Origin of the sequence: Cytobacillus sp. (assembly GCF_964223445.1) — a bacterium.
In the GTDB taxonomy this organism is placed as follows: Bacteria; Bacillota; Bacilli; order Bacillales; family Cytobacillaceae; genus Cytobacillus.
The window spans coordinates 1-21,825 of sequence record NZ_CAXQGS010000132.1 but is presented as its reverse complement, the minus strand read 5'-3'; the positions used below and the strand labels follow the sequence as shown (position 1 = coordinate 21,825).

At 38.8% G+C, this 21,825-nt stretch carries 17 protein-coding genes; 16 read left to right on the top strand and 1 reads right to left on the bottom strand.

Annotated elements, in window-relative coordinates; all coding sequences use genetic code 11:
- Positions 1-64: 64 nt before the first annotated feature.
- The 14 genes from ACEQ1T_RS22860 (at position 65) to ACEQ1T_RS22795 (ending at position 17,710) form a co-directional block, all read left to right on the top strand.
- On the top strand, positions 65-1,972 hold the full coding sequence (locus tag ACEQ1T_RS22860; RefSeq protein ID WP_370224895.1) for a TRAP transporter permease: 1,908 nt from the start codon (positions 65-67) through the stop codon (positions 1,970-1,972).
- A gap of 1 nt (position 1,973) precedes the next feature.
- Positions 1,974-4,115: an acetate--CoA ligase family protein gene (locus ACEQ1T_RS22855; protein WP_370224894.1), complete on the top strand. Its 2,142-nt coding sequence runs from the start codon at positions 1,974-1,976 to the stop codon at positions 4,113-4,115.
- A gap of 26 nt (positions 4,116-4,141) precedes the next feature.
- Positions 4,142-4,555 (top strand): PaaI family thioesterase, encoded by a 414-nt coding sequence (locus ACEQ1T_RS22850; protein ID WP_370224893.1) that lies wholly within the window; start codon positions 4,142-4,144, stop codon positions 4,553-4,555.
- 43 nt (positions 4,556-4,598) lie between these two features.
- On the top strand, positions 4,599-5,369 hold the full coding sequence (locus ACEQ1T_RS22845; RefSeq protein ID WP_370224892.1) for a citryl-CoA lyase: 771 nt from the start codon (positions 4,599-4,601) through the stop codon (positions 5,367-5,369).
- An 81-nt stretch (positions 5,370-5,450) separates the two neighbouring features.
- Positions 5,451-6,425 (top strand): NAD(P)H-dependent flavin oxidoreductase, encoded by a 975-nt coding sequence (locus ACEQ1T_RS22840; protein WP_370224891.1) that lies wholly within the window; start codon positions 5,451-5,453, stop codon positions 6,423-6,425.
- Positions 6,426-6,592: 167 nt separating this feature from the next.
- On the top strand, positions 6,593-7,372 hold the full coding sequence (locus ACEQ1T_RS22835; protein ID WP_206837140.1) for an enoyl-CoA hydratase/isomerase family protein: 780 nt from the start codon (positions 6,593-6,595) through the stop codon (positions 7,370-7,372).
- Between the two features lie 90 nt (positions 7,373-7,462).
- The gene (locus ACEQ1T_RS22830) at positions 7,463-9,265 is read left to right on the top strand and encodes an acyl-CoA dehydrogenase family protein (protein WP_370224890.1); all 1,803 of its coding nucleotides are present in this window, start codon (positions 7,463-7,465) and stop codon (positions 9,263-9,265) included.
- A gap of 66 nt (positions 9,266-9,331) precedes the next feature.
- Positions 9,332-10,861 (top strand): 2-isopropylmalate synthase, encoded by a 1,530-nt coding sequence (locus ACEQ1T_RS22825; RefSeq protein ID WP_370224889.1) that lies wholly within the window; start codon positions 9,332-9,334, stop codon positions 10,859-10,861.
- 261 nt (positions 10,862-11,122) lie between these two features.
- Positions 11,123-12,385 (top strand): MFS transporter, encoded by a 1,263-nt coding sequence (locus ACEQ1T_RS22820; protein WP_370224888.1) that lies wholly within the window; start codon positions 11,123-11,125, stop codon positions 12,383-12,385.
- A gap of 99 nt (positions 12,386-12,484) precedes the next feature.
- On the top strand, positions 12,485-13,264 hold the full coding sequence (locus ACEQ1T_RS22815; protein ID WP_370224885.1) for an enoyl-CoA hydratase/isomerase family protein: 780 nt from the start codon (positions 12,485-12,487) through the stop codon (positions 13,262-13,264).
- A gap of 196 nt (positions 13,265-13,460) precedes the next feature.
- Positions 13,461-14,384 (top strand): hydroxymethylglutaryl-CoA lyase, encoded by a 924-nt coding sequence (locus ACEQ1T_RS22810; RefSeq protein WP_370224883.1) that lies wholly within the window; start codon positions 13,461-13,463, stop codon positions 14,382-14,384.
- A 33-nt stretch (positions 14,385-14,417) separates the two neighbouring features.
- A complete protein-coding gene (locus ACEQ1T_RS22805) occupies positions 14,418-15,218 on the top strand; it encodes an enoyl-CoA hydratase-related protein (RefSeq protein ID WP_206837157.1) in 801 nt (266 codons plus the stop codon).
- 41 nt (positions 15,219-15,259) lie between these two features.
- Positions 15,260-16,432 (top strand): acyl-CoA dehydrogenase family protein, encoded by a 1,173-nt coding sequence (locus ACEQ1T_RS22800; RefSeq protein WP_370224882.1) that lies wholly within the window; start codon positions 15,260-15,262, stop codon positions 16,430-16,432.
- A 63-nt stretch (positions 16,433-16,495) separates the two neighbouring features.
- Positions 16,496-17,710 carry a CaiB/BaiF CoA transferase family protein gene (locus ACEQ1T_RS22795; RefSeq protein WP_370224881.1) on the top strand — a complete coding sequence of 405 codons (1,215 nt, stop codon included), beginning with the start codon at positions 16,496-16,498 and terminating at the stop codon, positions 17,708-17,710.
- Positions 17,711-17,811: 101 nt separating this feature from the next.
- On the opposite strand, the gene ACEQ1T_RS22790 is transcribed toward ACEQ1T_RS22795, so the two are convergent.
- Positions 17,812-19,221: a sigma-54 interaction domain-containing protein gene (locus ACEQ1T_RS22790; protein WP_370224879.1), complete on the bottom strand. Its 1,410-nt coding sequence runs from the start codon at positions 19,219-19,221 to the stop codon at positions 17,812-17,814.
- 266 nt (positions 19,222-19,487) lie between these two features.
- Between ACEQ1T_RS22790 and ACEQ1T_RS22785 the strand changes: the two genes are divergently transcribed.
- Together ACEQ1T_RS22785 and ACEQ1T_RS22780 are read left to right on the top strand one after the other, a co-directional pair.
- A complete protein-coding gene (locus ACEQ1T_RS22785) occupies positions 19,488-20,876 on the top strand; it encodes an aspartate aminotransferase family protein (protein ID WP_370224877.1) in 1,389 nt (462 codons plus the stop codon).
- A 138-nt stretch (positions 20,877-21,014) separates the two neighbouring features.
- On the top strand, positions 21,015-21,825 hold an 811-nt coding region (locus ACEQ1T_RS22780), incomplete at its 3' end, for an APC family permease (RefSeq protein ID WP_370224875.1).

Genomic DNA, 21,825 nt, shown 5'->3' with positions numbered 1-21,825 from the left:
AATACGGATTTAGGAAAAGGAGAGTAATAAAATCAAAAATATTACTTGTTCGGAGGGAAATTTAATGAATGTCGAAAGGTTAAATAAAGTATTAAAGATTATTGTAGTTGTTTTTACTATCATTGGCCTTTTACTTTCGATAAACATGCTTTTTTATTTGGAGCTTTTTGGTTTTAATCCGATACAAAATTCCTATCTCTACTATATTTTAGCTTGTTTCATACCAATATCTTTTCTTATTTTTCCAGCAAAAAAAGGGCAAAAAGTAAAGTGGTTTGATTACATTTTTGCACCAGTTTCTTTATGTATATTGATTTATTTTGGGCTAAACGGAGAACGAATGATTTTAGAAGGGTGGGAATGGACAGCACCTCCTATTGCCACATATTTCAGTATCGTTATCTGGGTTCTTTTACTTGAAGCATTAAGGAGAACAGGCGGACTAGTTTTATCAATTGTTTGTTTTCTAATTTCGCTTTATCCTTTAATAGCTACAAGTGTGCCAGTTAGTTTCCTTCAAGGACAATCATATGATTTCTTAACTATAGCAAGAAATCATATTATGAGTTCCAATAGTGTTTTAGGAATTCCTTTAATAACAGTTGGTAATTTAATTCTTGGTTTCCTTGTTTTTGGGGTAGTATTAACTCACTCAGGTGGAGGAGATTTCTTTTTTAAATTAGCACAATCCTTATTTGGGAGATACCGGGGCGGAGAGGCAAAAGTTGCAATTGTGAGTAGTGCTTTCTTCGGCATGTTAAGTGGGAGCGCCATTTCAAACGTTATTACAACTGGCGCAATGACAATACCTGCAATGAAAAAGTCAGGATATAAACCTCATTATGCGGGTGCCATTGAAGCAGTGGCATCAACAGGAGGATCAATTACTCCACCGATCATGGGATCAGCAGCCTTTATCATGGCCTCCTTTTTGGCTATCCCTTATTATGAAATAGCCCTGGCAGCAGCAATCCCTGCCTTATTATATTACATGGGGTTAATTGTCCAAGCCGATGGATATGCAGCTAAAAATAATTTAAAAGGATTACCCAAAGAAAAGATTCCTTCTTTGCTCCAAACATTAAAAAGTGGCTGGTATTATTTATTTGCTCTTGTTTTATTGGTTGTCTTTTTAGTCGTTCTGAATTCTGAAGGACAGGGAGCTTATTATGCAAGTTTAGTGCTGTTAATAATTGCAATGATTAACAAAAGCACAAGAATGAACAAAAAACAATTATTTAATATGTTTGTAGATATAGGAAAAGTCCTAGCTGAAATTGTTTGTATTATTGCAGGTGTAGGTTTTATTGTCGGGGCATTATCAGCAACGGGGGTTTCGTTCTCGTTTTCAAGGGAACTCGTTGCTGCAGCTGGAGATAGTATGATTCTAATCTTAATTGGCGGAGCTATAACTAGTTTTATCTTGGGAATGGGTATGACCGTATCTGCTGTCTATGTGTTTTTGGCTATTATTATGGCACCGGCACTCGTGACAATTGGTGTGGATCCTGTAGCAGCTCATTTGTTTGTAGTGTATTGGGCAACCGTTTCATACATCACGCCACCAGTCGCCTTAGCAGCTTTTGCAGCTTCCGGGATCGCGAAGGCCAGTCCAATGAAAACAGGGTTCACAGCAGTTCGTTTAGGGATTGTCACGTTTCTAGTTCCATTTTTCTTTGTTTACCAGCCGGCATTAATTGGCCGCGGTGATCCGCTTGAAATCGTGACCAGTGTAATATCAGCATTAATAGGAGTTTTTATTCTTGCATCTGCATTAGAAGGTTATCTTGTGGGGATTGGGAGATTACAAAATTATTTTGTACGTTTGCTGGTCTTAATTTCTGGTCTCTGTATGCTAATTCCTGGACTGATGACTGATATTATCGGTTTAACGATAGCTCTACTTATTTTATTTTCACATAAATTTATAAAACCTATAAATGTAAGTATAGAAAAAAATCAGGAGGTTTAACATGTCGAAAGTTGATGCGATTGACCGTTTTTTAAACCCAAAATCAATAGCTATTGTAGGAGTTTCAAAGGATTTCTCATCCATTAGCGGCAAGCCTATTAAAAATTTGATTCACCATAACTTTAAAGGAAACATCTATCCCGTAAATCCTAAATATGAAGAAATCGAGGGCATACCCTGCTTTTCAAGTATTTTGGATATACCGGGTGAAGTGGATGTTGCATTAATTGCTGTAGCTTCCAAAAGAATGCTGCAAATTCTGGATGAATGTGAAAAGAAACAAGTTCACCACTTAATTCTTTTTGGTTCAGGGTTTGCAGAGGTTGGTGAGGAAGGAAAGGCACTTCAAGAAAAAGTTTTTGCAAAGGCCAAGCAAGCAGGGATTCATATTTTAGGTCCAAACTGTGTCGGTTTGCTTAACGTCAAAGAGAGCATTCCATTAGGGTTTGCAACCTCCTTTGAAACAAAAAAAGGTTTTAAACCTGGGAATGTCGGCTTTGCATCACAAAGTGGAGCAATAGGTTTTTCGCTGTTTGGGTTAGCTCAAGAGGAAAACATTGGTTTTTCATATGTAGTTAATACGGGCAACCAGATGGATATACATTCCTTTGATTGTATCGAGTATATGCTGGGAGATCCGGATACAAATGTTGTTGCAGGCTATCTTGAAGCAATCCCGGACGGAGAAATGCTGATAAAATTATCAGAAACTTCTAAATCGTTAAAAAAACCTGTCATTTTATTAAAGTCTGGGCGTTCGGAATTAGGCAGACAAGCAGCAATGTCCCATACTGCTTCATTAACAGGATCTGAAGATGCATTCCAGGCTATTGCAAAACAGTTTGGATTAATTACAGTAAATGACGTGGATAACATGATTGATGCAATGAAGATTTTTTCGAGGGGTAAACAAACAAATGGGAATCGTATTGTTACGATTTCAAACTCTGGTGCAGCAGGGATTGCCATGGCCGATTATAGTGAAGTATTGGGATTAGAGATGGTACGTTTGTCCAAAGAAACGGCAGCCAAAATAGAATCAATTATTCCATCATATGGATCTGCATTAAACCCAATTGACGTTACTGCACAAGCTCTTAAAGAACAAAATATTTTGACCGAGACACTAGAGGTATTAATCGAAGATGATCAGGTCGACGCAATAGTCTTTCAAACTACTTTTGGAGGAGAACTTGGAACGAAGATTTGCCAGAAAATAGTTGAGATCGATCGAAAAACAGATAAACCAATTATAGTGACGATAACCGGAACAAATGAATTAACAGGAAAGGGGCGTACAATTTTACAGGAAGCAGGGGTCCCTGTATATCCTACATCTTATAAGACAATGTTGTCCTTAAAATACTTAGTGGAGTTTTCGCATTTTAGTAACGACCAGATGTTAGATTCGTCAGCACCAGCATTTTTACAAGATGACGGATCGAATGAATTGACGGGAATATGGACAGAAGAACGCGTTAAGAAGGAACTTTCAATATTAGGAATTCGAGTTCCAAATGGAACGATAATAAAAGATAGAAGCCACCTGGAGAAAGTAAAAGATAACCTAAACTATCCATTAGTATGTAAAGTGATATCCCCAGATGTCCTGCATAAGACAGATGCAGGTGGTGTTAAGGTTAACATTCATAATCCTGTTCAATTGGAAAGAGCATATAATGAAATTTTGCAGTCAGTGCTTCAATATTCTCCAAATGCCCAAATTGATGGAATTCTTGCAGAAGAGATGATTCAGGAAGAAGGAGCTGAAATGTTTATCGGTGTAAAGGAAGATCCTCAATTCGGACCAATGATTGTTTGTGGGCTTGGAGGTGTTTTCATAGAGGTACTAAAAGATATTTCCATTAGACGGGCCCCGATCCAAATTCACGAAGCACATGATATGTTAAAAGAATTAAAAGGATATCCATTGCTTGAGGGTATAAGAGGTGGAAAAAAGCGAGATATTCAAGCTCTTGCTGAGGCACTAGTAAAGGTATCCCAATTTGCCTCACATCATAGGAGGTCAATTGGTGAAATGGATATTAATCCTATATGGGTTTTTGAAGAGGGTAAAGGGATAGCAGCATTAGATGGAATTATTGTTTGGAAGAGTAGAGTCGAAAGATCTGTTTCTGTTTAATTCATTTTTAGACTGGGAGAGATAAAATGGAAAATACCAGTGCCAGTGCGTATTTACAATGGTTGAAAGATGAATTTGAAGAGTCACCCTTTTGGAAGCATATGGGTATATCTTTTGACCGCTTAGAGCCGGGGGATGTCATTATCAAAATGCCGGTAAAAAAAGAGCTTTTGAATTCAAATAGCGTAATGCATGGAGGAGCATTAACTTCTATTTTAGACTCAATTATTGGAGCAGCAATTCGATCTAAAAGAGAAGTGCGAGTTGCGACCATTTCTCTAACAACTCAATTTATTGCACCTGTTAAGGAAGGTACTTTGTATGCGAGTGCTGCTCTAATTAACTCAGGTAACCGCATTCAATTTGTAGAGTCAAAAGCTTTTAATGAAAAGGGACTAACTGTTGGATCTGCATTGGGTACATTTGCCATTTTGAAGTAGTGATTATGTTTTCTAAATTTAACGTATTGGAGGAAAAGAAAAATTGGAATTTCAAACTAAAATCGGAAAATCAGCCACAGATAAGATTTTTGTACATGGGTATAACTTGACCGAGGATTTAATTGGAAATATTACACTTGCAGATATGGCTTTCCTGGGTGCAAAGCATCGAAAACCAACAGAAAATGAATCCAAAATGCTTAACGCAGTATTAGTGGCTATCTGTGAGCATGGTTTTACGCCAAGCTCCATTTCAACCCGTTTAACTTATCTGGGTGCACCCGAGTCTGTTCAATCCGCAGTAGCGGCTGGATTGCTGGGAGCAGGAACTGTTTATCTTGGTGCAATGGAGTATGTTGCCGAAATGCTTCAAAAAGCATTTCAAAAATATGGAGAAGAATACGATATTAAAGAATTAGCTTCTATCATAATAAATGAAAGACAAGAAAACGGGCAACAGCTCCCAGGGTTTGGCCATCCCGTTCATAAACCCGACGACCCCCGAACTGTCAAATTATTCGAGATTGCTGAAACGTTAGGTTTTAAAGGGAAAAACTCACAACTTCTTCAAGAGATTCATAGACAATTTTGTGAGAAAAAAGGAAAAACAATAACTTTAAATGCTGTTGGTGCAATTGGTGCCATAATGGCTGACATGGAGATAGATTACCGTGTTGTAAAATCATTTGCAGTTGCTTCAAGAGCTGTTGGATTAGTGGCTCATATTGTAGAAGAAATCGAACTTGGCAGAAAGGAAAGTATCGGCCAGCAGCTGTTCGATTACATTGAAGAACATACTGATTATAAAGGATAAACCTTCCTTTATTTAAAGGGTCATACTCTAATTTCAGAGTATGATCCAATTTAAATTTTCCATATTACAGGAGGGGAGCTTATGACAATCCAAACGGATATAACTAAATTGCTGGGAATAAAATATCCTATTATACAAGGCGGCTTACAAGGATTAGGGCGTGAGCCCCTCGTTTCAGCTGTTTCAGAAGCAGGATGTTTAGGATTAATAACTGCAGGTACATATCCTTCAAAAAAGGAAATGATAGATGATATAGAGCTCGTTCGTAAAAAAACAAACAAACCATTTGGTGTGAATCTGGCGATCGGAATTCGGAAACCTATGGACGAATATGTTGAGGGCGTTATTGAATCTGGGGTTAGCATTGTATTTACATCTGGCAATAGCCCGGCTAAATTTATGGATCCATTAAAAAAAGCGGGAGTAAAAGTTGTTCATGTCGTACCATCTGTTAGATTTGCACGAAAAGCTGAGGAATTAGGATGTGATGCTGTTGTAATCGTTGGTTACGAATGTGGCGGGCACCCTGGAGCAGATGAAGTTACCTCGATGGTAAAGATTCCTCAAGTTGTAGAATCAGTTAATATCCCAGTAATCGCAGCTGGAGGTTTTAATGATGGGCGTGGGTTGATTGCGGCCTTATCTCTTGGAGCACAAGGTATACAAATGGGAACCAGATTTGTAATGAGTCAGGAATCACCCTTGCCTGAAAATATTAAAGAAACATTAACAAACGCCAATATAACAGACACTTTAGTTATTAAACGATCTATCAATAAACCAAACAGGGTTTATAAAAATAAAGCTGCCCTTAAAGTACTTGAATTGGAAGACCAGAATGCCAAAATAGAAGAATTATTGCCGATTATTGGAGGTGAAGCTTATAAAGTACTGATTGGTGAAGGTGATATTAATGCAGGTGTATTATCAATTGGGCAGGTAATTGGCCGGATCAATCAATATCCAAGCGTTCAGGAAATCATTGATGGAATCATTATAGAAGCAGAATCGGTAATAAAAAAAATGAATCAATTTTGGCAGCCAGTGGGGCATTAATGCTGGGTAACTATAAATAAGCTTTTCTTTCCCTATAAGGAAAACACTTTAATTCCTCTTCTGCATTTTCTCCTTATATATAGATGTTTTCGCTGTTTTATATTAATAAAACTTTTTGTTAAGTTTAGCTTCTTAAAATTCATAAAAATTAGGAAGGAGAGGTTCTATTGGAATATAAATATCTTTTGGAGGAAAAACTAGGCAGCATTTCTCTTCTTCGGCTGAATAAACCTGAAATGCGCAATGCTTTAGTAATGGATATGAGAATGGAATTGCTCTCTGCATTGGAAAAAGCAGAAAATGATGACGAAATAAAATGTATCATCCTTACCGGTCAGGATAAAGCATTTTCTGCAGGAGGAGACCTATCTGCTTTGAAAGAGTTAAAACCCCTTGAAGGCAGAAAAAGGCTTCAAAAATCTTTCCCCTTATTATTAAAGATACTTGAAATTGAGAAACCAATTATTGCCGCAGTCAACGGAGCAGCAGCTGGAGCGGGTTTTAGCCTTACTTTGCTGTGCGATTTAATTATTGCTTCAGACGAGGCATTTTTTGTCCAAAGTTTTGTAAACGTTGGATTAATTCCAGACTTCGCAGCCATACATTTCCTTCCTATGCTAATTGGACCCCATCGGGCAAGAGAGCTAATGTTTTTGGGTGAAAGAATTTCTTCTTTTGAGGCAGAGCGTATAGGTATTGTTAATAGAGTTGTACCTGCTGAATCTTTACTCCAAGAAACAATAAATATAGCAGAAAAGTTAACTAAAAAATCAGGCATTTCTATAGGGATGACAAAAAAAATGATGAATCAGCACTTGCATAAGGACTTAAAACTCCTTTTGGAATTGGAAGCCCAGGGGCAAGATATCTGTTTTCAGACAGAGGATTTTAAGGAAGGCGTGAAAGCATTTTTTGAAAAAAGGGAACCTAACTTTTCCGGAAGGTAACTTAGATAAATTCGTTTATTCTTGAGGACAGGCAGAGTAATTAATTTCGTCATAATTATGGCTATTAATTTTTTGCAAAGGGGTTAAAAGATGAAAGAAATATTTAACGAACTGAAACCAAAAGCTAAACTAGGTGGAATGCCAGAGCCTAGAGGAATTAATTTTTATGACATTGATTTGAATTTGGATTTTTTAATTCATTTCTACGTTCCCCAAGAAGAATATAAACGCGCTCTCCCTCTTCTATCGAGTCTTGGCGCTGTCGCCGGAGGAAAATTAGATGATTTATCCAGGGAAGCGGATCGCCATCCACCGGAATTAAATCATTTTAATAAATACGGAGACCGGGTTGATCAGGTGAATTATCACCCAGCTTATCAACAAATGGAGGAAATTGGGTACAGTCAGTTTGGGCTTGTAGCAATGTCTCATCAGCCTGGTGTAATGGGGTGGCCAACTCGGTTTTCAAGACTATTAAAATATTCCTTCTGGTATTTATTTGCTCAATCCGAATTTGGACTATGCTGTCCTATGAGCATGACCGATTCTGCAGCTAGAGTCATAGATCAATTTGCCTCGCCAGAAATTAAGAAATCTTTTTTATCCCGGCTGACAAGTACAGATATGAGCCAGCTTTGGACGGCTGCTCAATTCATGACAGAAAAACAAGGCGGCTCCGATGTTGGGGAGAATACTTTAGTGGCTAAAAAGGCTGGGGATCATTGGGAGCTTTGGGGTGATAAATGGTTTTGTTCAAATGTAAGTGCTGATGTTGCTTTAGTATTAGCTCGCCCAGAAGGAGCTGAAAAAGGAACAAAAGGATTGGCTATGTTTTTGGTGCCAAATAAGCTGGAGAACGGAGAGCGGAACCGATATCGTATAAACAGGCTGAAAGATAAGCTGGGCACAAAGGATATGGCCTCGGGGGAGGTTTCTTTTGAGGGGGCCACAGGATATGTGGTCGGTAATATTGATAAAGGATTTAAGCAAATGATGTCTATGGTAAATTCATCCCGGCTATCCAATGCAGTTCGTTCAGCTGCGATGATGAGGAGAAGCTTTTTAGAAGCGCTATATACAGCCAGAGGGAGAAAAGCCTTTGGCCATGCACTTATCCAATTGCCATTGATGAAAGAGAACATTTTTGAAATACTTCTTGATACTGAAGCAGCAGCTTCAATGATCTTTTACACCGCTGATGTTTTTGATAAATCAGATTGCGGAAATGAGGAATATAAACTCATACTTCGAATATTGACACCTTTGCTTAAAGGATATATCTGCAAGCGCGCTCGCTATATAACAGCAGAAGCAATGGAAATACGCGGAGGGAATGGATATATAGAAGAATGGGTTAACCCTAAACTAGTCCGGGACGCCCATTTAGGCTCCATTTGGGAAGGTACCACAAATATTGTTGCACTGGATGTTTTAAGAGCCATAAATAAAGACCATGCAGGAAATGCATTCATGACTGATTTTGAAAAACGGCTATCCAGTCTAAACAATGCTTTTGTACAGCGTGCTGCTAAACTTTGCCTGAAGAAAGCAGAGAAACTGCAAAGACAATTTGATTCAATCACTTTAGAACAGACCATGGAACATGAAATATCAGCAAAACGCCTTATGAATAATATGTATCATATTTGTGCTTCCAGTCTGCTGCTGCAAGAAGCAGATTATCAGATCTCGGAAAATGGCGGATACAGAAAGTTGTTCGTATTTATGCATTATTTTCAAAGATACGTTCAACCCCCAGCTGAAACAGGTATTTTTGATAGATCATTAGATAAGTGGTTAGAGTCAATAATTGATTGGGAGGACATACCTTCTGAAGCTGTAAATGAACTTTTAAATGAATTAGAGGCATGCATATTAAAAAGCTGTGTTTGAATGAACTGCTTCTGCTTAGTTTATTGTTTATAGAAAGATATATTTAAATAGGGAGGAGCTATAAATATGTATAAAAAAATTTACACTTTCGATACAACGTTAAGGGACGGGGAACAAACTCCAGGTGTCAATTTAAACCAGAAGGAAAAAGTTGAAATAGCCCTGCAGCTGGAGAGATTGGGCATTGATATTATTGAGGCAGGTTTTGCTGCTGCGTCTCCCGGAGATTTAAATGCAGTGCGCGCTGTAGCAAAAGCTGTAAATGAACCGATAGTGGTGAGTTTGGCACGAACAAATAAAGAGGACATTGATGCTGCAGTAAAAGCTTTTGAAGGGATAAAAAATGTTGGAATTCATATTTTTATAGCGACCTCTCCTATTCATATGGAGAAAAAATTAAATCTAACAGAGGAACAAGTGATATCTAAATCAATAGAAGCAGTTCGATATGCTAGGCAATTTTTTGATCATATTGAATTCTCATTTGAAGATTCAACCCGTTCCGATATGAACTTTTTATGTTCTATTTCTGAAAAAGTAATTGAGGCTGGAGCGAAAGTATTAAATTATCCGGATACCGTAGGATATACAACTCCATGGGAATATAGTGAAAGATTTAAAATACTTAAAAATCGTGTGGAAGGGATTGATAAGGTAATATTAAGCTGCCATTGCCACAACGATTTAGGAATGGCAACCGTGAATTCGCTTGCGGCGATTGAAGCTGGAGTTACTCAAGTCGAAGGCTGCCTGAATGGTATTGGAGAAAGGGCGGGTAATGCTCCTTTAGAGGAAGTAGCTTTAGCACTGGAGACTCGCTATGACTACTTCCGAAAGAGAACAACGATGAATCTTAAAGAAATAGCTAAAACTAGTAAGCTTGTTAGCCGTTTAACAGCCATGCCAATTTCCGCTACAAAGCCAATTATTGGGGATAATGCCTTTGCACATGAATCCGGCATCCATCAGGACGGTGTATTAAAAGATAAAGAGACTTATGAAATTATGAAACCAGAAACAGTTGGCTTAAAAGAAAGCAGCCTTATATTAGGGAAGCTTTCCGGCCGGCATGCATTAAGGGGAAAATTGGCTGAGCTTGGCTATAGTTTAAGTGATGAGGAATTATCCTTTGTATTTAAAAAGTTCAAGGACCTTGCAGATCGAAAAAAACAGGTTTTAGATGAGGACATAATTACATTGCTGGATAAGGAGATAACGAATGAAATTGAATACTATAAATTGAAAGCACTTTATATCTCGTATTCCACACCAGAACAGCCATACGCATCCGTTCAATTACTTGATAAATACGAACTGGTGCAAGAGGAAGGCGCATATGGGAATGGTGCAGTTGATGCTATTTTTAATGCTATTGATAAAATCATTGATTTGAATATTGAATTACTTGATTATAAAATTCTTTCAGTTACAAAGGGGAAGGATGCTCAAGGAGAAGTTTATGTGCAAATAAAAAATGAAGAGGCAGTCTCGCAGGGGCGGGGAATTAGTATCGATATCCTTGAAGCAAGTGCTTATGCATACATTATGGCAGTTAATCGAATTAAAAATAAAATTGAACAAAATGTTACATTATAAATTTACTTTTAAAATATATTGGTGATCCCTTTTAGAATATAAATTTAATACTGCCATCTTGAAAAAGGAATGTTAATCATAATATTCCTTTATTTTTTATTGCAGTAAGCACCTTTGAATTAAGTACCGATGATGGAAAAGGAAAGAATTTAGGAGTGAAGAAGAGGGAGGAAGTTATATGATTGGGGCTGTTGAAATCATAGATTTGTATGGTTTTAGTGATAAGAGGGATTCAGCATTAACTTTAATGAGAATCACGCCATGACAAAGGATATATATTATGGATGGTACATAGTTGCCTCAGCTTCTGTGATCGTGCTTCTCACCATGGGACTTCGAATGGGAATTGGTCCGCTTGTTAATCCGATAATGCTCGATTTTGGATTGTCCAGAACTGAGTTCTCCATAGTCGCTGCAATTGGCATGATTATTTATGGCATTGGAATGCCTCTGGCTGGATTGCTTTTAAAACGTTATAGTACTAAATTTGTTTTGTTAACCGGCTTACTTACAGTTTGTTTATCAATATTATGGACAATAAATTCAATAGGATTTTTCTCATTCCTCTTTTCATTTGGAATTTTTCTTTCACTGGGTCTTTCCTTTTTAAGCAATATTACTTTAGCTCCAATCGTCAGCAAGTGGTTTGTTCTCAAAAGGGGAAAGGCACTCTTCTACCTTTCTACAGGCGGTATGGCTGGAATCGCAATCATGACTCCTGTTGAAGCTATATTAATTGATTTAGTTGGCTGGCAGCAAACTCTTCTATTGTTTGCAGTGTTATTCATATGTGTAGTGCTTCCTTCGGCAATTTTTGTAATGCGGGAAGATGTACCTGAGGGGGCAGATGGTTCCGTTGTTCACAGGGATACAATTTTGAAGGATATACTGCCGGAAATTACTTGGAAAGATGCTTTTAAAACAAAGGCATATTGGCAGATTGTATTTGGGATGTTTGCCTGTGGTTTTGGCATGAATCTGATGGGATCCCATGCGGTCCCTATGTTAATGGATCATCATTTTAAGCCTATGACTGCTTCCTACGGTGTCGGGACAATTGGAGTTGTAGCTATATTCAGTACTTTATTTTTAGGATCGATTGCAGATCGCTACCCAAGAAAAAATATTCTCTTTTGGATCTATTTGGTCCGCGGCGGAGGTTTCCTTGGTTTAGTATACGCGGCAAGTCCATGGCAGCTGTTTCTTGTATCAGTTACTGGGGGCTTGGTATGGGCAGGGTCCATAGCAATATCGTCTGCCATTCTAGGCGATTTTTATGGAATTCAACTTTTGGGAATATTAAATGGCTGGGCTTTTTTAGTACATCAGATAGGAGGTGCTATTGGATCTTTTATTGGAGGGTGGGGATATGAAAGGTTTGACACTCATTTAATATCTTTTGGATTAGCGGCTGTTTTTGCGTTACTTGCAAGCTGGGCGTCCTTTAAATTACCTGAGAAACTCGGGCACGCTCAAAATACGAATATTAGTGGCGGTCAAGCTGTCGTAAATACCAAGAGTTAAATTGTTCAAATGCATTTCAGATTGCATTCAGCCCTGAAAATATTATTCTCAAACACTATTGATAATAGTGTATTAGTTGAAATATCGAGGAGGATTTAGATGATATATAAAAACATTTTAGTCAAGAGAAATAGTCAGATTGCTTATATAATAATAAATCGTCAGGAGGTTAGGAATGCACTTAATTCGGAAACGGTTAATGAATTTCAAACCGCTCTTAACGAGTTGGAATTGGATGAATCAATACGATGTATTGTTTTTACTGGGGCGGGAGAAAAATCCTTTGCTTCAGGTGCAGATATTTCACAGTTAAAGGATAGAACAGCATTGGAAACTTTAAGAAAAAAAGGGATGCAGCAGGTTTATGAATATATTGAAAGCTATCCTAAACCTACTATTGCCATGATTAATGGCTATGCTCTAGGAGGCGGATGCGAGCTTGCAATGGCATGTGACATTCGAATTGCTTCAACAAATGCAAAAATGGGCCTGCCGGAATTAAATTTGTCCATCATCCCAGGAGCAGGCGGCACACAAAGATTGGCACGGCTTGTAGGGAAAGGAAAGGCATTAGAAATGATCCTGACAGGAAAAATCATCTCTGCTGAAGAGGCAAAAATGTGTGGGCTTGTCTCAGAAGTCGTTTTACCTAATAAACTTCAGGAAAAAACAGAGGAAATTGCTGAATTCATTATTAATAAAGGCCCGCTAGCAGTCCAGCTCGCTAAATTATCAATAAATATCGGAACAGAAACCGATTTGAAAACAGGACTTATGTTAGAAAAACTAGCCCAGGCATTTTTAATGTCAACTGAAGATAAAAAAGAAGGAACGCTGGCATTTCTGGAAAAGAGGAAGCCAAAGTTTCATGGGAAATAGGTGTAAATGGATAAAAGTAATGCCATAGTATGCTTCCCAAGAATGAAGGAGGAAAAACAAAAAACAAAGGTCATAAGATTTAAATATATAAAAATTTAAGAATATTCATAATAATAATTGAAATTGTAGATTGGATACAGTATCCTATTTATATAAAGCTAATATTTTTCCAGCTGTCTATTGGGGGAATAATTCTATGAAGTTAGTAAACGAAGTAATGATTTATGAAGTCGGTCTTCGGGATGGCCTTCAGCTTGAATCCATGATACTGACACCAGAAGAGAAGCTTGATGTATTTAATTTATTGCATGAGGCAAAGGTTTCTGAGGTAGAGTTTGGTTCTTTTGTCCATCCCAAGTTAGTGCCGCAAATGGCGAACACGTCAGAGTTCTATTCTCAGATTCAGCAGCATGAGGCAAAGATGGAGCTTGTTGCCCTTGTCCCCAATTTAAAAGGGCTTGAAATTGCCAAAGAAAATGGAGTCAGGTCTGTTAATTATGTTTTGTCAGCAAGTAATACACATAATCAGCAAAATGTCCGCCAGTCAACGGATGAATCTCTGAATAGCTTTAAGGTTTTATCACAATTTGCATCTAAGTATGATATTGGATTAAATGTAACAGTCGCAACTTCATTCGGCTGTCCTTTTGAAGGAACAGTCCCTCAGAATCGCATCATGAAAATTGTAGATACCCTCCTTTTACATAACATCAAAAGAATTACACTAGCAGATACAACTGGCATGGCTAATCCAAAACAGGTATATGACCTAGCAAAAGCGGTTTCAGATGAATGGAGAAATTTTGAATTCGGCTGTCATTTTCATAATACAAGAGGGATGGGAATGGCAAATATACTCGCAGGTATGGAGGCGGGCATCAGACTTTACGATGCATCAATTGGAGGAATCGGAGGCTGTCCATTTGCTCCTGGCGCTACAGGTAATGTATGTACAGAAGATGTTGTTCACATGATGGAGGAAATGGGAGTGAGAACCTCCATTGACCTTGATACACTAATTGCTGCTTCTGAAAAATTAAAGGATATACTTGGCCATGATTTGCCGGGGCAAGTAGCCAAAGCAGGAAAGAGTTCCCGAAGGTATCCGGTACCGAACTGAAACAACTATTATACATTTGAAGGGATGAGTAAGATGCTGGTCCAAACATATGAAACGATTAAACTCGAAAGTCCTGGCCAACAGGAAGGCATATTCTTATTAACTTTAAACCGGCCCGATTCAATGAATGCCTTGAATACAAAAATGGCATTGGAATTAATTCAAGTGCTGGATGAATTAAAATATGACGAAAATGTAAGGGTACTCATTTTGACGGGATCTGGCACGAAAAGTTTTTGCGTTGGAGCTGATCTTAAAGAACGAAATGGCATGTCACAAAAAGAATGGAAAAAACAGCATGACTATTTTGAACAAGTAACAGAGAAAATCCATGAGTTTCCATATCCGGTAGTTGGAGCAGTAAATGGATATGCATTAGGAGGCGGTATGGAAATTGCCCTAAGCTGTGATATTAGAACTGCGGCCCGGCATGCAGGATTGGGCCTTCCTGAATCTAAATTAGGCCTTATTCCGGGTATTGGGGGAACACAGCTTCTCCCTCGCATCATTCCTATAGGGATAGCTAAGGAATTGCTTTTCACAGGCAAACGGATTGGCGCTGAAGAAGGAAAGCAGCTTGGAATCATCAATCATATTTTCTCAAGCGAAACACTCATTGAAGAAACGGTTAAACTGGCCGAAACTATTGCTGCTAATGCACCGCTTTCTTTAAAAGCATTAAAAAAAGCAGTAAATAAAGGAACAGAAACAGATTTAGCAACAGGGCTGGCATTTGAACTGGAGGCTTATTATAGATGTGCAAATTCCGAAGATCGTTTGGAAGGGATCTATGCATTTAATGAAAAGCGCCCACCCCATTGGAAAGGTAAGTAAAGAAATTCTTAAATATATTTATTATTTTGGAGGGAACAGAGATGGCAAATAATACACAAACAATGGAAAACACTGAACATGAAATGATTCGGAAAAGTGTTCGCACTTTATGTGAGCGCTTTCCTGAAGAGTATTGGAGAGATACAGATGAGAGAGATGCCTACCCTACAGCATTTGTCAAAGCCTTGACTGACGAAGGCTGGCTGTCAGTGCTCATTCCTGAAGAATATGGCGGAGCTGGCCTTGGGATGAAAGAAGCAGGCATTATTTTAGAGGAGATAAATCGCTCAGGAGGCAATGCTGGAGCTTGCCATGCTCAAATGTATACAATGGGTGCATTGCTTCGGCACGGAAACGAGGAGCAAAAGCAAAGATTTCTTCCCAAAATTGCCAGTGGTGAATTAAGGCTTCAGGCATTTGGCATTACAGAACCAACAGCAGGCAGTGATACAACGAGCATCCAAACTTTTGCTGAGAGAAAGGGAGACAAATATATCGTTCATGGCCAAAAGATTTGGACTTCCCGGGCTGAGCATTCAGATTTAATGATGCTCCTGGCTAGAACGACTCCGAAAGACCAGGTGCAAAAGAAAACGGATGGACTTAGCCTATTTATTCTGGACATGAAGGAACAGGCAGATAAAATTGATATCCGGCCCATTGATACGATGATCAATCATGCAACAACTGAAGTCTTTTTCGAAGGAGCTGAAATTCCAGCTGAAAACCTGATTGGCGAAGAAGGCAAAGGCTTCCGCTATGTGCTTGGAGGAATGAATGCAGAACGCATTTTAATATCCTCAGAATCGATTGGGGATGGGATGTATTTCGTAGATAAATCGGTTCAATATGCAAATGAGCGTGTGGTTTTTAACAGGCCAATCGGGCAAAATCAAGGAGTGCAATTCCCAATCTCAAGGGCCTATATGGATATTCAGGCAGCGAAGCTAATGCGTGATAAGGCAGCCGAGATGTTTGATGCAGGTATGGATTGCGGTGCAGAAGCAAACATGGCTAAATACCTTGCATCAGAAGCGACCTGGCGTGCAGCAAATGCAGCCATGGACACATATGGCGGATATGGTTTTGCTAAGGAATACAATATTGAACGTAAATTTAGAGAAGCCCGGCTGTTTATCGTAGCTCCTATTACCAACAACCTCGTCGTAAGCTATGTTGGCCAGCATGTTCTAGGGCTGCCGCGTTCATTCTAAAAACCAAAACCCGAGGGCCATAATATTATTTGGTCCTCTCTTTAATAAGAAGGAGGAACAAGGATGGCAGGACCGTTATCAGGTATTACTGTTGTGGATATTACTACAAATATTTCCGGCCCCAGTTTAACTATGATTCTCGCGGACTTAGGAGCTGAAATTATCAAAATTGAAAGGCCGGTTACTGGAGATGACTCAAGAGGCATGGGACCTTTTTGGGAAGGGGAAGGCGTTTATTTCCTTCATATAAATCGCAATAAAAAGTCTGTTGTCATTGACCTCAAGCAGGATGCTGGCCGAAGAATTGTTTACGATCTTGTTGAGAAAGCTGATGTGTTTGTAGAGAACTTCCGTTACAAGAAAGCGGAAAAAATGGGACTTGGTTACGAAAAATTAAAAGAAATTAATCCTTCCCTTGTTTATTGTTCTTTATCGGCTTACGGACAGAACGGACCTTTGCGGGAAAGATCCGGGTACGATGCAATCGCCCAGGCAGATTCCGGCATTATCGGGATTAACGGGGCAGAAGGGTCAGAGATTGCAAGAGTTCCAGTTTCCGTACTGGATCAGGGAAGTGCAATGTGGGGAGCCATTGGCATTATTTCTGCCCTTTTTCATAAAGAAAAAACGGGAGAAGGCCAGCTGGTAACAACCTCTCTTTATGAAACAGGTGTTTTTTGGGTTGGCTATCATATGCTATCCTGGCTTGCTACAGGAAAGGAACCCCGAAAGAATGGTGCAGGCCATACTGCCTTTGCACCATATGGGGCTTTTTATGCAAGCGATGCACCCGTCATGATTGGAATATCCAATAATTCATTATTTAGCCGTTTATGCAAAGTGCTGGGCAAAGAGGAATGGGTTACAGACATAAGATATGAGACGAATCCTAAAAGAGTTGAAAATAGAGAAAATTTGAGAGTTGCCATTGAAAACATACTGCAATCAAAACCAGCTGATGAATGGGTAAAACTTTTAGCAGAAGCCGGGGTGCCGAGCTCAAAGGTAAAAAAGATTTCAGAAGTTGTTGAGGATGAGCAGGCTCAAGCCATTAAAATGTGGGAGAGTCTGGCACATTCGAACATCGAAGGGTTTAAGCTTCCCCGGCTTCCCTTTGAACTAAGCATGTCACCAGCAGAGATTAAACAAGCTCCTCCAAAGCTGGGAGAAAATTCTAAGGATATCTTGAAAAAGATTGGGTATGATGAAGCGAAGATTGAGGCCCTGTTAAATAATAAAATTGTTCAAACATATGAAGAAAAAGCACAAACCCGGTAAATGAGAGAGATTACTGTTATATCCAGGTAAGTATTTGTACAGAAGCCAACAGGAGAGTTTAATTGAATTCTAACCTCCTGGCCAAATAGCCAGGAGTTATTTTAATGGTCATTTATATATTTTTGAATTTTTCTATATGCAGTTGATTGATTTATGCCAAGGGCTTTGCCGACTTTATAGGAGCTTCGGTATTTTTTATAAGCTTTTATTATTAATTGTTCTTCCAATTCCTCGTGTGCCTGCTTTAGTGTGCAAATTTCATTAATATGGACTGTATATTGCTTATGGCCGTTTGTTGAGCTAACAATCTTTTGCGGCAAATCTGATAATTGAATTTCATCCCTGTCGGCTATAACAACTAAACGCTCCATTAAATTCTCCAATTCTCTAACGTTTCCAGGCCAACTGTAATTAATTAGCTTGTTTTCTGCTTTCAGGCTTAGATAGGCAGATATTCCATATTTTTTATTGAATTTTTCTAAAAAGTGATCCATTAAGTATGAAATGTCCTCTGGTCTTGTACTTAAAGGAGGAATATAAATGGGAATCACATTTAACCTGTAAAATAAATCTTCTCTGAATGTTCCGTCCTCCACCATTGTTTCCAAGTCTTTATTTGTTGCAGCAATAATTCTGGTATCTACGGGTATTGGTCTGGTGCCGCCAATCCGCTGAATTTCATTTTCCTGAAGGGCTTTTAATAGTTTTACCTGAAGGTTAAGGGGCATCTCGCCTATTTCGTCCAAAAATAATGTACCGCCATTTGCCGCTTCGAATAATCCTTTTTTGCCTTCTTTTTTCGCACCTGTAAAGGCGCCTGGTTCGTACCCAAAAAGTTCTGATTCAATAAGAGACTCCGGTATTGCACCGCAATTAATATGTATGAAAGGCTGCTTACTTCTTTTGCTTTTTTTATGGATGTGAGATACGATTACACCTTTTCCGACACCGGATTTTCCTGTAACAAGAACAGTTGAATCGACCTTCGCAATTTTATCTGCCATTTTCACTATTTTTCGCATATCGGGTGAAAAAGAAATAAAATCTTCTTCATCTTTATTATGAAACCGCCTTAATTCTTCTAGCTCTTCCTGAAAGCTTTCAAGTAAATGTTCGGTACGCTCAATCTTATTGCGAAGCTGTCTGATTTCAGTCAGATCCCTGGAGGTAAAAACAATGAACTCTATATTTCCTTCTGTGTCCAAAGAGGGATTTCCGATGCAATGAATAGTTTGCCCTGTTCTTGTTCTTTGTATCATTGATACCCTCTCTTTCCGCTCTTTAACAATCGGAAACAAAGAGGGGGAAAACAGCCCTTTTCTCGCCAGTTCTTCCGTATTTTTTCCTACTATTTCAGCTGCCTTCATCCCATAAAATGCCTCTCCGGCCGGATTCACTCTAAGGACTGTACCAATGCCGTCAGTAACAAAAATTTCATCAAAACAGGTATTAATAATTGTCTCCAATTCATGGTTCAAATTCTTATAATGTGTGAGCTCGCAAATTTCCATAAATTCACCCGCATTTTTTAATAAATTGAGGTAATAGAGTCTGGTAATGAAATAATAGCATATTAAGCAGTTATCAACAATTCATAATATTTAGAATAATGAATATTAATGCAGAAATGCATTATTACTAATGCACAGAAGCATTAAACTCGCAGCTGAAGCTCATTGATTCTCTATCTAGCAGTAATAGATTGTTGGCATAAAACTTGCAAAATACTTTTTTATGTAACTTTTATATTATTCATCATAATAAGGAGGTAATCGCAATGACCACGTATAATAAAGATCAAATCATGAAACTTTTAGAGTTAGATAAAAAGCATTATTTGCATCCAACATCTTCATTAAGACAGCATCAGGAGAGCGGTCCGAAACGGGTTTTTACAGAAGGGAAAGGGATATACTTAACCGATGTAAATGGCGTAAGTTATATTGATGCACTGGCATCACTGTGGAATGTAAATGTAGGACATGGCAGGAAAGATCTCGGGGAGGCAGCGAGCCAGCAGATGGGCAAGCTTGCTTATAGTTCCTCTTTCAATAACCTATCCCACGAATCGGTTATTCAGCTGTCAGAGAAGCTGGCAAGCATTACACCCGGTGATTTAAATGTGTTCTTCTATACTTCTGGCGGATCTGAATCAAATGATACTGCATTTAAGCTTGTGAGGCATTATTGGAAAATGAAGGGGCAGCCGGAGAAAAACAAGATAATTGGTTTAGAGCGTGCGTATCATGGAATTACAATAGGGGCGACAAGCGCAACGGGAATTCAGCAATTTCAAAATATGACAACCTCACTGGCCCCAGATTTTCTCCATGCTGCAGCCCACAAAACGAATTGTGAATTAGGTGACAAGAACGATCCGGACTTTGCCAGAAGCATTCGGGGGATTATTGAAAATGAAGGTCCCGAAAAGATTGCTGCGGTTATAGTGGAACCGATTCAGGGGGCAGGCGGAGTTATTATCCCGCCGAATGGATATTTAGAAGCTGTGCGGGAGCTTTGTGATCAATACGGCATCTTAATGATAGCTGATGAAGTTATTTGCGGTTTTGGCAGGACAGGAAAAATGTTCGGAGTCGATCATTGGAATGTTATACCTGATGTCATGTGTATGGCGAAGGGAATAACGAGTGGTTATATTCCGCTGGGAGCGGTCGCGATTACTGAACGCTTAAGGGACAGCTTGGCTGAATTGTCGGATGATGTCTTATTCCATGGATTTACTTATAGCGGTCATCCCGCTGCCTGTGCAGTTGCTTTAAAAAATATCGAAATTATTGAAAAAGAAAATTTGCCGGCTCATGCAAGTAAGATGGAAAAAGAACTGAAAAAAGGCTTTGAATATTTGACTGAGAATCATTCGCTGGTGACAAAATCACGGGCAAAGGGTTTGATTGGCGCATTTGAATTGTTTGAGGATAGGGAAAAGGGAATTCCCTTTAAACCTGAGAAAATGGCTGCCCAACAGCTGGTTGAAGAATGTCTAACCCGAGGATTAATTGTGAGGGCCGTTACCTTTGGAGGAACAAACATAATAGCCCTCTCACCACCGCTTATTATTAATAAAGAAGAAATTGAAAAAATGATTTCGATCTTCTCGGATGCCATTCAGGCGGTTGAAAAGAGTTTAAAATTACAAAGTGTTTAATAGTTAATATTGATTGGTGCCTATTCATTAGAGTAGGCACTAGAAACAGATAAAAAATCAGAAAATTAATTATATTTAGACTAATAGAGGGTTTGCTTGGGTTTTCTTCATCAAAAAAATTTGAGTGGAGGTAAGCGAATGAGTGAAAACAGGTTTATAAAAACACTAGGAAACCGTGATGTACTTACTCTTGCATTTGGGGCAATGATAGGCTGGGGCTGGGTTGTTACTGCAGGCCTATGGATTACAGAAGCTGGCTCATTGGGTGCTATTCTTGCCTTTGTTATTGGAGGCTTGCTTGTTACTTTTGTTGGTCTAGCCTATGCAGAATTGGCATCGGCTCTTCCATTGGCAGGCGGGGAACATGTTTATAGTTTTAAAGCCATGGGCAGGGTAGCCAGTTTTATAACTACATGGGCAATAATTTTAGGGTATGTTTCTGTAGTTGCGTTCGAAGCAGTTGCACTGCCAACGGTTTTTGAGTATTTGATCCCTAATTATAGTAAAGGCTACTTATACACAGTGGCAGATTGGGATGTTACGATAACATGGGCAGGGGTAGGTATCATAGGCTCTATTTTTATCGCCTGGATAAATTATCGCGGCATTAAATTCTCTACTGCTGCCATGTTCATTTTAACATTATTAATTTTAATTGCGGGTGTTTTATTAATAACAGGCAGTTCTTTTTCAGGAAACACACAAAATATGCAGCCATTATTTGAAAAAGGAATGGCAGGGATACTTACCGTTGTGATCATGACGCCATTCATGTTTGTTGGGTTTGATGTCATTCCACAGGCAGCAGAAGAAATAAAGCTTCCACAGAAGCAAATTGGTAAATTATTAATTGTATCTGTTATTATGGCAATTGTTTGGTATATTGCGGTAATTATCGGCGTTTCCCGTGTGCTAAGTCCCTCTGAAATTGCTCAATCCAATCTTGTTA